Here is a 14,679-nt window from a genome sequence, read left to right on the forward strand (position 1 = left end):
TTCTCTTGGTCGGGAGAGGTGCTGACTCTACCAGCTGGCCTCTCAACTACCAATTGCACTTATTATCTGAAACCGCGCCGTATAAAGAGAGTTTCCTTTAATAAAATATCCACATACATTGCTCTATTTCTTTCTTACAAAGCCACTTTAAAAGTTTGCAAAAAATACCTAACTATTTTTTTAAACTCAAGCAACTGTTCGAAAACTTAAAAATAATTTATTAAAATCAATCAGTTACAAACACACAAATTACTGGCACAAGCATTGCTCAACACATTGCAATTAAATAATTTCTTAAACTAAGAGCAAGCTTCACATTAAAACCATGAGAAAAAAACCATTGCACAAGAAAAAAATAGCAACCGCCATATTAGTGTTGCTTTCTGCATACTCAATCACCAGTTACGGTGCAGATCGCAAGGGCACTGTATCAATAAGTTTCGAAAATGATTTATTTGGCCCCGGCGAAGACGACAATTACACCCACGGCTCGCAAATTAGCTACGTCAGCGATACCTATATGCCGCACTGGGCACAGAGAGCTGCCGAAAAATTATCCTACGATACAAACTACACAGACATTCGTTACGTTACTACCATCGGCCAACAAATTTACGCACCCGCCGATATTTCACGATCAGAATTAATCGAAGATGACCGACCCTACGCCGGTTGGTTGTATTTTAGCGCCGGGTTATTAGCAGACTCAAACGAAGGAAAATATCGAACCCTTGATAAATCGGAAATTATCGTGGGATTAGTTGGGCCAGACTCAGGCGCGGAAGCCGCACAAAAAACCGCGCATAAATTGGTTGGCGTGCAGCGCCCAGAAGGTTGGGACAATCAACTGCACAACGAATTTACCTTAGATATACAGTTCCAGCGCCAATGGATGATTCCCATTTTAGATAACCGCATAGACGTAGTGCCACAAATTAACACCATTCTTGGCAGCTCAAACCGATCTGTCGGAACCGGCGCCACCTTTCGTATCGGTAAAGGCGTTAACGCCGACTATGGCCCACCTCTACTAAGACCCAGCGCTACCGGCAGTAATTATTTTAATAATCACCAAGACTTTTATTGGTACTTTTTTACCGGCGTTTTTGGCCGCTACGTTGAACACAATATATTCTTAGATGGCAACACCGATGGCAACAGCCATAGCGTTGACAAAAATGAATGGATTGGCGACGTACAATTAGGATTGGTTGCAGGCGCAGGAGATTGGCGCGTTACCTTCACTAATATTATTCGCTCTCACGAATTTGAAAAACAAACCGAAGGCGATGCATTTGGATCGATAGGCGTGTCTTATAGATTTTAAAATACTTTATCTAGCGTACATACGTAAAGAACCTCTGATTAACTCATCCACGACTTAATCAGAGATTCAGGCAAATTAATCATCTACCATTCCATTAAACCTAAAGATAATTTGAGTGCGATTGTTGTAAATATATTTTATGCTTCCATTAGGCAATAATTTTTTAAGAAAACACCACACCGTCACAGAAACATTAATTTTACTCTTTTCCGATTTATTTCTTTAAAAATTTTTTGATCAATGCAAATAAGCATCAGTAATTATTTTTAAAACATTTCAAAATGTGATTTTATTCACGCTTCAAAATTATTTCTTCTGCGATTTAAATTTATAAACCTGCACCTAGATTAAAATGGATTTCGATACTAGGTAACGTTAATTATGAGTACGCAATGCCAAGATTCTTGTGTGGGTCATATTATGTCTTGCACACTACTGTCACATTCGGAATGTTTTTCAATGAACGAGATGGCTGTAATCACAAATCGTATCAGCGAAGAAATTAAAAAAACTCAAATCCACGCCGAGCAAGTTAAAAACGATTTTAAAAATAAACTCGCTTCCGGCAAGGCAACTCGCGAAGAACTGATTATTAGCGAAACTCAAACAGAATTACCCGCAGAACCCATTGAAAAGCAAAAGGCTTTAGATCAATCGGTTCTTTGCAGCGTTGCCTGTTGTTGCAATCAAAATCCCAGCGCAGGCTCGTCGGATCAAAATTTGTATCAAGCCTGTGTGCATGGCGTTTTTACTACCGCCGACGCTGCGCTTAACTACAAAAGCCGCTATAAGTCTGAAATATCCTACGATATGGGATTGGCGACCAACGGTATACCTAAACCGTTAATGCACCGCGACCCGAATAACCCAGACTGTACAGAACCTTCGCATAATTGGATGGCTCGCACAAAAGAGGTAATGGGTTATAAACCGGGAAAGGGTTATATTCGAAGGCCGGATTTAACCATTGTGAAAAATCCCGCCAAACCACCTACCGTTGATAATATAGAACGCGTGATAGAGTATAAATTCAGAAATGATCGGCGCGACAAAAAGCAAGATGAGGCTTACAAAGAGATTGCCGGAGGGATCGAGAACTACGACATTTATCGCATTGGAGGAACGCTTCAAGATAGAGAGGCAGCCTGTAACTGTAAAAACCCCGGCCAAATTATTTAAGGACCTTCAGAATGACTAAGTTTGATTACAGCACTATCACGCAAGAGCCTGTTGTCTATTACCCGAGAAGTGGCAATCCATCCGCCGTTTTAGGCTTGGCAATGGAGTTTTATATTGGTGGCCCCGGTCAACCCGGTCGTGTTCGAGCAATGGCCGATTGCGTACAAACCTATCTAACACAAGCTCAAGGGCAATTTCGCAGCTATGCCGTTGCCAATGATCGCGTTATGCGCAGATTAAAACCCGGAGAAAATATTGACCCTGCTTTAATCGAAGCAATGGTAGACCCTGACGCAGACTACGAAATTGAGGCGGGCGGTGAAGAAGATAAAGCCGAATTTTGGTCATTAAGTAGTGCTTGCAACAAAGTTGAAAGGCAAACTTATTTAGGCGACTTACTTATTACCTACCCTTTTTCTATTCTTGATCAAATCGGTCTTGACGGATTTATTCAGCAGTTTGTCTCAATGTGCAATGCCATGGAAGTTGAGCATGCTTATGCTGGCCCGAGTTTTATAGAACCTTTTAATGTTGGCGGAATGGATGCAGCACTGGAAGTTATAGGTTCACAATTATTTAATTATCCCTGCTTTAATGCTTATTCTTTGACGATGACCAAAATTCAGGCCGGTGACGGAACTAAATCGATTGGCTTTCTAACAGCGGTTTCTAACCGTATCTTAGAAAAAGCTGGCGGCGCTCAAGCCGTGTTAGCGAATGCAGGCCAATCGACCTTGTCTTGTCCTTACAGTAACGGTGTTATTTTCCAAGCGGGTAATATTCCCCAAATCGGGTCGCCTGATTTTATCCCCCAAGAATATATTAATTTAGGTCGAGCATTAAAACCGACACGTGCCGAATTTAGTAAGACCTTATTTTATGATCCAGAAGGAAAAGACAACAAAGCGTTTACCCAGCGTTGGTTATCTCGGTTTGATGGGTAAAGCACTCCAAGTGCACAAGGAACGTACTGGATGTAAATACAGTTTCCATACCCCAGTCGGTTTAGCCCCGCGTGTGCGGGGAACACGTTTCGGTAATCTGGAATTTAATTTCGATGTCCGGTTTAGCCCCACGTGTGTGGGGAACGCATCGCAGAAGCCACGGAAGGCGCCCGTAAAAACGGTTTAGCCCCACGTGTGTGGGGAACACCCGGAACAAATGCCCGCGCTACTTGCGGCAATCGGTTTAGCCCCATGTGTGTGGGGAACACTAATACCGTTATCATTACTCATTTTTACGTACCGGTTTAGCCCCACGTGTGTGGGGAACACAACACCTTGTCTTGGACGAGCCATAATTTTACCGGTTTAGCCCCACGTGTGTGGGGAACACATCATGTATGATTTTTTTCAAGCATTTTTTATCGGTTTAGCCCCACGTGTGTGGGGAACACTCGTGCAGCTTGGACTTTACTGTTTGAGTGAACGGTTTAGCCCCACGTGTGTGGGGAACACCGCGCTACGCGCTGTAAAACAACACCAATCAGCGGTTTAGCCCCACGTGTGTGGGGAACACTTTTGGGTAGTTAGAGCAGCCAAAAAAGAATGCGGTTTAGCCCCACGTGTGTGGGGAACACCCCTCACTAATAGCACGTATGCGCCGTGGCCGCGGTTTAGCCCCACGTGTGTGGGGAACACCAAAACAGTATCTCGGTCTTGAGGGTTTATTCCGGTTTAGCCCCACGTGTGTGGGGAACACTGAACAAGACCTACAAAATAGCATCTGATCTGCGGTTTAGCCCCACGTGTGTGGGGAACACTAGTTTGCCTGTTCCGTGATTGTTAATTTCAGCGGTTTAGCCCCACGTGTGTGGGGAACACTAGTATTAAGCCGTTCCTCACCTGGCTGGGCACGGTTTAGCCCCACGTGTGTGGGGAACACGGATCGAACCCGAGACGGAGCTAGAAAAAGCTCGGTTTAGCCCCACGTGTGTGGGGAACACGCTCGATCTATTCGCAATCTCTTGGCTCGTCGCGGTTTAGCCCCACGTGTGTGGGGAACACAATGGTCGACTGAAGCGCCAACTTCAATCGACCGGTTTAGCCCCACGTGTGTGGGGAACACCACCATCCACCAAAGAAATATTTTTCTGAAGACGGTTTAGCCCCACGTGTGTGGGGAACACACCTCTGAAATATCGAATCGGTCATCAAGTTCCGGTTTAGCCCCACGTGTGTGGGGAACACAGATGCTTCCAAACCAATGTCCTCGCGGATAGCGGTTTAGCCCCACGTGTGTGGGGAACACCTTAGGCAGGATGTTTCTGCGATCAATAGAGCCGGTTTAGCCCCACGTGTGTGGGGAACACATCACAGCGGCCACAATTGATAACCAAAGACTCGGTTTAGCCCCACGTGTGTGGGGAACACGTGGAACCAGCAGCAATAATTTAGGCAGCGTGCGGTTTAGCCCCACGTGTGTGGGGAACACTTTTTTTAAAAATCTATATTGGCGTTCGTCAACGGTTTAGCCCCACGTGTGTGGGGAACACTTGCTCGGCTTTTTCTTCTGCCTCAATGCGGTCGGTTTAGCCCCACGTGTGTGGGGAACACGTGATTCGATCACCTGTCCACTCGTTGGAGCTCGGTTTAGCCCCACGTGTGTGGGGAACACGTACGAGACCGCACCCTTTGGATAGAAAGCGGCGGTTTAGCCCCACGTGTGTGGGGAACACACCCCAAGGCAATTCATCATCAACCGTGATGTCGGTTTAGCCCCACGTGTGTGGGGAACACCTGACTATTGATTCAATTAAATATGAATATGCCGGTTTAGCCCCACGTGTGTGGGGAACACTTATCGAAAATTTTGTATCTGTAAAAGATAATCGGTTTAGCCCCACGTGTGTGGGGAACACTGAAGGACATAAAAATCTCATTATTTCGATTGCGGTTTAGCCCCACGTGTGTGGGGAACACAGATTTAACTTATTGAAAACCTCTTCTCTTTGCGGTTTAGCCCCACGTGTGTGGGGAACACCACACATGAACTTCTTTTTCTCCATCGGTTACCGGTTTAGCCCCACGTGTGTGGGGAACACAAATGAAACGACCTGATCGCGATTGGCGTTGTCGGTTTAGCCCCACGTGTGTGGGGAACACAGCCCCAATTAAATTTATTCTGATAAAAATAACGGTTTAGCCCCACGTGTGTGGGGAACACTTTTTTTTAATTCTATTCATGATAGCGTCCGGCGGTTTAGCCCCACGTGTGTGGGGAACACTGCTCCTCGCGCAATCTCTGTTCCAATCTCCCCGGTTTAGCCCCACGTGTGTGGGGAACACCGAGCGTGATTTACAGACGTGTTATCAATAACCGGTTTAGCCCCACGTGTGTGGGGAACACGTGGCGGCAAACATTGAATTTCGGGTATAACGCGGTTTAGCCCCACGTGTGTGGGGAACACGCTCTTTACCTTCGATTCGCCAGCGCTGATTGCGGTTTAGCCCCACGTGTGTGGGGAACACCAATGAAATCTTCAATAAACGCAAAAAACTCTCGGTTTAGCCCCACGTGTGTGGGGAACACCGCTATTAGTACGATGAATATTAAAATAATGGCGGTTTAGCCCCACGTGTGTGGGGAACACTGGCATTTTCAAATAAAAACGGTGATACAGCGCGGTTTAGCCCCACGTGTGTGGGGAACACTTTTTTTAAAAATCTATATTGGCGTTCGTCCACGGTTTAGCCCCACGTGTGTGGGGAACACGTACTGGTCGGGACTTGATCGAGATGGGAAATCGGTTTAGCCCCACGTGTGTGGGGAACACATTCATTGGCCGGTGTGGTGCATTATTCAGTGCGGTTTAGCCCCACGTGTGTGGGGAACACAAAGTCATCAAATCCTCGCTCCTGATGCACTCCGGTTTAGCCCCACGTGTGTGGGGAACACCTGGTCTGGAATGGTTTCTATATCAATAAAAACGGTTTAGCCCCACGTGTGTGGGGAACACGATGAGCACGGCAAAGATGATGCAAAAATTATCGGTTTAGCCCCACGTGTGTGGGGAACACAAGGGTTTAAGGGTTTTGTTGGTCAGGATAATCGGTTTAGCCCCACGTGTGTGGGGAACACGATCGCTGCTCGCAATATCGAGAAATAATTCCCGGTTTAGCCCCACGTGTGTGGGGAACACTTTTTTACTCTCTTTTCTGGTTTCCATAAGAACGGTTTAGCCCCACGTGTGTGGGGAACACATTTTTTGTTGCCTCGCAACATTTTGTAAATACGGTTTAGCCCCACGTGTGTGGGGAACACAAAATAGGTGTAAAGGATGGGGCGCTAACAACCGGTTTAGCCCCACGTGTGTGGGGAACACGCCTCGCCGATTGAATCAGCAATGTCGCGGCGCGGTTTAGCCCCACGTGTGTGGGGAACACCGCAATATATGAAGCCGAAGAAGTATTGAATAAGGTTTAGCCCCACGTGTGTGGGGAACACCCTTAGATAATCCGTATGGATAATTAATAATTCGGTTTAGCCCCACGTGTGTGGGGAACACAACTGATTAACCTCATTTTTTTCTTGTACTTCCGGTTTAGCCCCACGTGTGTGGGGAACACGGGTTTCCAACTCGAACGGTCTCAAAGCCAAACGGTTTAGCCCCACGTGTGTGGGGAACACAACTGATTAACCTCATTTTTTTCTTGTACTTCCGGTTTAGCCCCACGTGTGTGGGGAACACGGGTTTCCAACTCGAACGGTCTCAAAGCCAAACGGTTTAGCCCCACGTGTGTGGGGAACACCCAAACGAACTGGAAGATGCTCAAGCAGACCACGGTTTAGCCCCACGTGTGTGGGGAACACATCAATGCACCGTTGAGAAAAAATTACAGCGCCGGTTTAGCCCCACGTGTGTGGGGAACACAGCTTTAAGCTCTAACTCGGCAATCTTTAATGCGGTTTAGCCCCACGTGTGTGGGGAACACAATAGAGGCGATTTCTCTAAGCTGACTGATGGCGGTTTAGCCCCACGTGTGTGGGGAACACTAAAATTGCGCTCGTAGCTAAATTTACTGCGCCGGTTTAGCCCCACGTGTGTGGGGAACACCCCAAGAAAAAATACTCGAATTAAAAATCTATCGGTTTAGCCCCACGTGTGTGGGGAACACCACTCCATTGCGCGATTTGATCTATTTACACCCGGTTTAGCCCCACGTGTGTGGGGAACACAACCATTGGTAAGCTGCTTGATGAAAAAATCACGGTTTAGCCCCACGTGTGTGGGGAACACAATGGTTTCAGGATAATTCTGATATTAAACATCGGTTTAGCCCCACGTGTGTGGGGAACACGTTTTGTTGGTCAAGATAATCTCGCCTCAATGCGGTTTAGCCCCACGTGTGTGGGGAACACACGGAAGGGGTCACAGGTTTACATCGAAGGCTCGGTTTAGCCCCACGTGTGTGGGGAACACTGATATTGGCATTGAAATGGATGGAACCGCTGCGGTTTAGCCCCACGTGTGTGGGGAACACCAAGTCCGGAGAAATAAAAACAACAAACTGCACGGTTTAGCCCCACGTGTGTGGGGAACACCAAGTTGTTTTTGTTTTGCAATGTCTCGTGCGCGGTTTAGCCCCACGTGTGTGGGGAACACGAAATGTACGTTATGTTTGTTACCACGCTAGCCGGTTTAGCCCCACGTGTGTGGGGAACACGAATAAACATTAGATGTAATGCCACCGGCGGACGGTTTAGCCCCACGTGTGTGGGGAACACGTGCAAAACTCGTGGGTTGTTGAAGATGATGACGGTTTAGCCCCACGTGTGTGGGGAACACCGTTAACGCGGGGCTAAATATAAATCATTCAGCGGTTTAGCCCCACGTGTGTGGGGAACACCGCAAGGTCTTTGTTTCGCTGCACCCTAGTTGCGGTTTAGCCCCACGTGTGTGGGGAACACACGATCTACAAACCACCAAGCAGCCCTTGCGGCGGTTTAGCCCCACGTGTGTGGGGAACACAACGTTTTTATTTGCGGTACGTTCTGCCCACGCGGTTTAGCCCCACGTGTGTGGGGAACACCTGACCGATGCCCAAGTTGATGAAATGTTGTCCGGTTTAGCCCCACGTGTGTGGGGAACACTCCCGATATTTGCCACTGCGTTTATTGTCACGCGGTTTAGCCCCACGTGTGTGGGGAACACTAGCATCAACCAATATTGAGCTTACTCATATTCGGTTTAGCCCCACGTGTGTGGGGAACACAAAAACATCTTCTCCTGCAACCTTGATCACATCGGTTTAGCCCCACGTGTGTGGGGAACACATTCCAACCCTGTCGCAATCTCCTCAAAACCCCGGTTTAGCCCCACGTGTGTGGGGAACACCCACGGCACCGATGATGCCGAGCAAAATCAAACGGTTTAGCCCCACGTGTGTGGGGAACACATCATATTCATATTAAGCTGCATTTTTTTTCCCGGTTTAGCCCCACGTGTGTGGGGAACACCGATGACCCGGTACTCGCCTTAATGTATTCAGCGGTTTAGCCCCACGTGTGTGGGGAACACTTCGGAGGCTTGATATTTAAAATTGCGTAACGCGGTTTAGCCCCACGTGTGTGGGGAACACCAGGGTGCACGAATTGCGCAAAGCGTTGATCACGGTTTAGCCCCACGTGTGTGGGGAACACCTAAGCTGTAGCGAAAATAAACACGTTTTGCTCGGTTTAGCCCCACGTGTGTGGGGAACACAACGAACCCTTAAATGAATTTCTCATAGATTGCGGTTTAGCCCCACGTGTGTGGGGAACACACTGCCGCAGGGGCCGCTTGCAGCTTTATGGCCGGTTTAGCCCCACGTGTGTGGGGAACACGAAAGACAATAGTGTAAAGAAATGTAAAGATGCGGTTTAGCCCCACGTGTGTGGGGAACACACTTCTGGATTAAACGCTAACCATTGCTGGAGCGGTTTAGCCCCACGTGTGTGGGGAACACTGAGGTCACATAAGACGCTGAAAGGGGAAATTCGGTTTAGCCCCACGTGTGTGGGGAACACCGACCCACCAGCAAGACAACTAACAGCAAAGTCGGTTTAGCCCCACGTGTGTGGGGAACACTTATTACTTTTCAGATCAATATTGTAAGTTCGCGGTTTAGCCCCACGTGTGTGGGGAACACATCATTATTGTCGTTAGAGGAACCATTAAATACGGTTTAGCCCCACGTGTGTGGGGAACACCGTGCCCATAACTTCACTAGTGACACTCGTTACGGTTTAGCCCCACGTGTGTGGGGAACACTTGCGCATGATCACGCTTAAAGGGTTTGTGGACGGTTTAGCCCCACGTGTGTGGGGAACACCATCAACCCCGCTGACCTGAATGGCAACAGAGCGGTTTAGCCCCACGTGTGTGGGGAACACAATCAGGGATGCAGGACTTGGCTAACGAATATCGGTTTAGCCCCACGTGTGTGGGGAACACGTGCTCTTGGAATCCGCGAAAAGACATTCTGCCGGTTTAGCCCCACGTGTGTGGGGAACACATCACTCATAGAGAATTTGTTAAAAAGACATGCGGTTTAGCCCCACGTGTGTGGGGAACACGATGAGCACGGCAAAGATGATGCAAAAATTATCGGTTTAGCCCCACGTGTGTGGGGAACACAGGCGCTGGATATTTCTTCATCAAGTCTCAAGCGGTTTAGCCCCACGTGTGTGGGGAACACTATCGATAGCCCTTTTCCATGCAGGCAAAAGCCGGTTTAGCCCCACGTGTGTGGGGAACACGAAAAAATATCCAAATGCATAAAAAAATAATTCGGTTTAGCCCCACGTGTGTGGGGAACACTGAAATCGACCATTACGCCACCAGCAACGCGCCGGTTTAGCCCCACGTGTGTGGGGAACACCAAATTCTTCAACAAAATCGAACGAATCCCATCGGTTTAGCCCCACGTGTGTGGGGAACACCTGCATTGCGACCAAAATTTGCAATATTGTTACGGTTTAGCCCCACGTGTGTGGGGAACACCATCGATCGATGGCGAAAATTATCTATCAATTCGGTTTAGCCCCACGTGTGTGGGGAACACGCAAATAACAGGTGAATTTATGGGTGATTTAACGGTTTAGCCCCACGTGTGTGGGGAACACTTAACTTGTGCAGCTTTTTCTTTATTCCACTGCGGTTTAGCCCCACGTGTGTGGGGAACACCAAGCGAATATGACAAGTCCGACGCTAAGTGGCGGTTTAGCCCCACGTGTGTGGGGAACACATCAAGATATTCCATTCTGATATTCTTATATTCGGTTTAGCCCCACGTGTGTGGGGAACACTATTGCTCCGCTAATTTCATAAGGGCTGGCGTCGGTTTAGCCCCACGTGTGTGGGGAACACAATTTTTTTACTGGCACGAGGAATCGAAATACCGGTTTAGCCCCACGTGTGTGGGGAACACACTGATTCACATTTATTGCGATTGAGCGATAACGGTTTAGCCCCACGTGTGTGGGGAACACCACTACGCTTAAAACGATAGTTTTGATGTCTGCGGTTTAGCCCCACGTGTGTGGGGAACACAAAACCCTATAAAACCCTGCTGGGCTACTGTCCGGTTTAGCCCCACGTGTGTGGGGAACACGTCCTAATTTTTCGTGGGAGCGTATCAGGTCGCGGTTTAGCCCCACGTGTGTGGGGAACACCAACCAACAACATAGAGAGTATGAAAGATGAGCGGTTTAGCCCCACGTGTGTGGGGAACACAAGATTTTTTTGGAAAATAAATGAACATTGTTCGGTTTAGCCCCACGTGTGTGGGGAACACTAGTCCGAGCGTTTGCGAGCTGGCCGACGTCGCGGTTTAGCCCCACGTGTGTGGGGAACACTCGTCCAGCTCTACTTCTGCCTGACCCATGTCCGGTTTAGCCCCACGTGTGTGGGGAACACCTGTGAATTCAACACAGTTGGAGAATTAATTACGGTTTAGCCCCACGTGTGTGGGGAACACACTCATCTGCTCAAGGCTCTTTAACCCAGCCGCGGTTTAGCCCCACGTGTGTGGGGAACACCTCAGGATCTGGCAGAGCGAAAATATGAACTTCGGTTTAGCCCCACGTGTGTGGGGAACACATGCCCTCAATCGACATGACACGCATCAACGGCGGTTTAGCCCCACGTGTGTGGGGAACACTTCTGGATTTTGTTTTGAGGTATCGATTGGCACGGTTTAGCCCCACGTGTGTGGGGAACACATGCTACCATAGTAATGACATCTTTAACTGGACGGTTTAGCCCCACGTGTGTGGGGAACACTCTTACTGTATATGATTGTTTTTAAAAGAAAAATACCACCCTGTTTTTTCTACCAAATACTTTGTGTGTTTTTTAGACTAACTTTAATCGGTATTTTCCTCGCTGTAATCCAAGGGTTTAAAGCTCACCAAGCGTAATCCGTCCCAATCGACTGGCTCTCTTCGATTTTCACCAAGGGTCTGAAATTCATAGCCAGATTCGGTGTTGGTGGCCCAAGCAATTACTACATTGCCGCCTTCGATATCGGCTTCGATGTATTGCCAGATTTTTTCGCGCACACGTTTACTTAAGTCGGCAATATAAACGCCGGCACGCACTTCTATCATAAAAACGGCGAGTCGCCCGCGCAGCCGCGGTGGAATGGTTTCTGTTACAACAACGGTAAAAGCCATACGTGCTCCTTAAGTACGATGGCCTTTATCGCCGATGTTTTCGGGCACGGGTATGGCAGGCGGAATAGATTCTTCCGGCGGTAGCGGTGGGTCAATTTCTCCGGCAGAGAGCACTTCTTCAATCATGGGAATAATTCGATTTAATAATTTGCTGGATCGAAATAATTCTCGGCATTCGCGGCGCACGTGTTTATCGGGTGCGTGTACGGTTTTTGCGGCAATACGAAAAGCCAGTGGTACGACGGTTTCAAATTTAACGATGTCGGCAATATCGTAAACAAACGAAAGTGGTTTGCCGGTATGAATAAATCCCACCGCCGGAGCATAACCGGCAGCAAGAATAGCGGCTTCGGTAATGCCGTATAAACAACTGGTGGCCGCGCTTAAGCATTGGTTAACGTGGTCTCCGGCGTCCCAATTGGTAGGGTCGTAATTGCGCCCGCTCCATTTTACGCCGTATTGTTTGGCCAATATTTTATAGGTTTCGCGCACCCGTGCGCCTTCAATGCCACGCAATTGATCAACGCTGCGTTTTTGTGGTGGTTCTTCGCCAAAGCGTAGTTCGTACATTTTACGAACCACTTTTAAGCGTAAATCATCATTCAGCGCTAATTTGGCTTGATACAATAATTTATCGCTACGGGCGCCGCCGGGTTGGCCGCTGGCGTACAAGCGCACGCCCGCTTCGCCCACCCAAACCAATAAAGTACCCACGGTGGCGGCGAGTTTTATTGCAGCATGAGAAACTCGCGTGCCCGGCTCTAATAAAATACAAGCAACGGTTCCCACGGGAATGTGAGTGCGAATACCGTTTTTATCGATCACCACAAAAGCGCCGTCTTTCACATCAATTTGTCCGTATTCGACAAAAATCAGCGAAACCCGGTCTTTTATGGGAATGGGTTTTAACGGAATAAATGCCACAACAACCTCCCTGTTGGTGATGTTTACCAGGCTGGCCTAACCATCATTAATCCGCAACCAAACGCTTTACTGGGGCCAAAGCCTTTATAAAGCTGAGCCAAAAATGCTTGCGGCTCTGTTACCTTTAAAATGCCTTGGTAATCGACGGTGCTAAAACCGGCACCGCGACCTTTTTCGGGTAACGATTGCCATTGGTAACCGTCGGCCTGAAAAGACAAACACTCAAAACCGTGTTTTTTGGCTTTGTTGTCTAACCAAGCTTTTAAGGCATTTTCGGTCGCGGTTTTTAATTCCGAGTCTAAATCGCGAGGGGTATAACCGGTTACTTCGGTTAATACTCGTTTTTTTAGTTCTGATTTTTTTATGTGTTTAACACTGAATGCATCGGTAATATTTAATAAATTCATTAAATGTTGCCGTTGAGCATCCATTACCACATCATGACGTGGCGAATGTTTTTTACCGGGCGTTTTTCGAGCAACTACAGGATTCACTCGTAAGCGAAATTCCAATTGTTGGTCAACCAACAAATGCGGTTCAAAGCGTTTGGTTTCTACATCAAATACGTCGTTATTGGGTTTTGGTTGTTCGGTGGATAACACGTAATACAAACGTTGGCTGTTATTGCCGACACTTTGAATTACTTCTTCGCGAAACAAATAAAACGAGTCGTTAAAGGCTTGTTTGAGTAATCTGTGCAAGCCATAAACCTGTTGGCTTAGTATTAAGTGCAATTGATGTTGTTGTAACGGTGTTTTTAAACTGAATTTCGATAAAAACATTAATTATTCTCCTCAACCACGATTTTCTCAGACCAATGGCTTTCGGTGCGTTCGGAAAACTGCCAACGTTTACGGGATGACGGCACATCACGACGATACAGGGTTTGTATCTGCTCTGGCTTAAACTCGTCACTGGCTGCACGAAAATGGTTGTGGTCGCCTTCCCAATAATATTTCACGTATTCATCAGAAGATAACCAACGCTTGTCGGTAATAAATTCAGGAATACGGCTACTCATTTGTTTTTCAGAAGCAATATTAAGTACCGGCTTTAACTCGTACAAATTAAGCGCGCCGTAAAAATTATCGGCCTCGATAATTTCTGGATTTAACGGTGCCGCTAACGGATGGGATTTACGTCCTAAAAACAACTGAAATTTCGGTGTTTTCAACGCCTGCTGCAAATCCGTTAACGATACCGAGCTTTGCTCCGTTAGGGCGATGGCAATCACACAGTGCACATCGCACAAATAACCACGGGTAGACAACACCGTGCCCAGCCGATCTTTACCGGTAATCAGTTCGTCGCGCCGGGTTTTATAGACAAATTTACCGGTGGAATCTGGCGCTTGGGTGGTGTGATAATCCGATTGCAATTCACCTTGGCGAAGAATTTTTGTCGCCATAGTAAAACTATTAACCAGCGCTTGTTGCTGTTCTTCTTGATCACGGCGAATACCCAACCCCGAGGCTAATAAACCGGTAATGGCAGACTTTTTGGGGGCAATCGCAGTGCGGCGAGATTCGCCCACCGCAATTTCGCCCCAACTGGCCATGGGGCCGTATAGGCGAAAAACTAGGTAATGCATA

7 protein-coding genes and 1 CRISPR repeat array are annotated in these 14,679 nt (G+C 47.6%); of the genes, 3 read left to right on the plus strand and 4 right to left on the minus strand.

Translation table 11 applies throughout. The annotated features are described in order from the left end of the window. Positions 1-325 precede the first annotated feature (325 nt). The 3 genes from ACYQ2C_RS09040 to ACYQ2C_RS09050 all read left to right on the plus strand — a co-directional run bounded on the left by ACYQ2C_RS09040 (position 326) and on the right by ACYQ2C_RS09050 (position 3,450). The gene (locus tag ACYQ2C_RS09040) at positions 326-1,327 is read left to right on the plus strand and encodes a lipid A deacylase LpxR family protein (RefSeq protein ID WP_460101904.1); all 1,002 of its coding nucleotides are present in this window, start codon (positions 326-328) and stop codon (positions 1,325-1,327) included. Between the two features lie 459 nt (positions 1,328-1,786). Beyond that, on the plus strand, positions 1,787-2,506 hold the full coding sequence (locus ACYQ2C_RS09045; RefSeq protein WP_460101902.1) for a VRR-NUC domain-containing protein: 720 nt from the start codon (positions 1,787-1,789) through the stop codon (positions 2,504-2,506). A gap of 11 nt (positions 2,507-2,517) precedes the next feature. Further along, a complete protein-coding gene (locus ACYQ2C_RS09050) occupies positions 2,518-3,450 on the plus strand; it encodes a type VI immunity family protein (protein WP_460101900.1) in 933 nt (310 codons plus the stop codon). 57 nt (positions 3,451-3,507) lie between these two features. Next, positions 3,508-11,771: direct repeats of the CRISPR family, unit length 29 nt; unit sequence CGGTTTAGCCCCACGTGTGTGGGGAACAC. Positions 11,772-11,854: 83 nt separating this feature from the next. Here the strand turns inward: ACYQ2C_RS09050 and cas2e are convergent. From cas2e to cas5e, 4 genes are read right to left on the minus strand one after another with little or no spacing between them, the layout of a single operon-like run. Beyond that, positions 11,855-12,163, minus strand: coding sequence for a type I-E CRISPR-associated endoribonuclease Cas2e (cas2e, locus tag ACYQ2C_RS09055; RefSeq protein WP_460048382.1), 309 nt, complete (start codon positions 12,161-12,163; stop codon positions 11,855-11,857). 9 nt (positions 12,164-12,172) lie between these two features. Next, positions 12,173-13,087, minus strand: coding sequence for a type I-E CRISPR-associated endonuclease Cas1e (gene cas1e / locus ACYQ2C_RS09060; protein WP_460101897.1), 915 nt, complete (start codon positions 13,085-13,087; stop codon positions 12,173-12,175). A 23-nt stretch (positions 13,088-13,110) separates the two neighbouring features. Further along, complete coding sequence (cas6e, locus tag ACYQ2C_RS09065) at positions 13,111-13,869, minus strand: type I-E CRISPR-associated protein Cas6/Cse3/CasE (RefSeq protein WP_460101895.1); 759 nt, start codon at positions 13,867-13,869, stop codon at positions 13,111-13,113. Further along, on the minus strand, positions 13,869-14,678 hold the full coding sequence (gene cas5e, locus ACYQ2C_RS09070) for a type I-E CRISPR-associated protein Cas5/CasD (protein WP_460101893.1): 810 nt from the start codon (positions 14,676-14,678) through the stop codon (positions 13,869-13,871). Before cas5e ends, cas6e begins: the two co-directional genes overlap by 1 nt. Between the last annotated feature and the right edge of the window lies 1 nt (position 14,679).

This window comes from Sessilibacter sp. MAH3 (assembly GCF_054658275.1).

What these genes read in the sequence shown, in the direction of transcription:
- ACYQ2C_RS09040 (WP_460101904.1), top strand. Translation starts at nt 326, where the DNA reads ATGAGAAAAAAACCATTGCACAAGAAAAAAATAGCAACCGCCATATTA.
- cas6e (WP_460101895.1), bottom strand. Translation starts at nt 13,869, where the DNA reads ATGTTTTTATCGAAATTCAGTTTAAAAACACCGTTACAACAACATCAA.
- ACYQ2C_RS09050 (WP_460101900.1), top strand. Translation starts at nt 2,518, where the DNA reads ATGACTAAGTTTGATTACAGCACTATCACGCAAGAGCCTGTTGTCTAT.
- ACYQ2C_RS09045 (WP_460101902.1), top strand. Translation starts at nt 1,787, where the DNA reads ATGAACGAGATGGCTGTAATCACAAATCGTATCAGCGAAGAAATTAAA.
- cas2e (WP_460048382.1), bottom strand. Translation starts at nt 12,163, where the DNA reads ATGGCTTTTACCGTTGTTGTAACAGAAACCATTCCACCGCGGCTGCGC.
- cas5e (WP_460101893.1), bottom strand. Translation starts at nt 14,678, where the DNA reads ATGCATTACCTAGTTTTTCGCCTATACGGCCCCATGGCCAGTTGGGGC.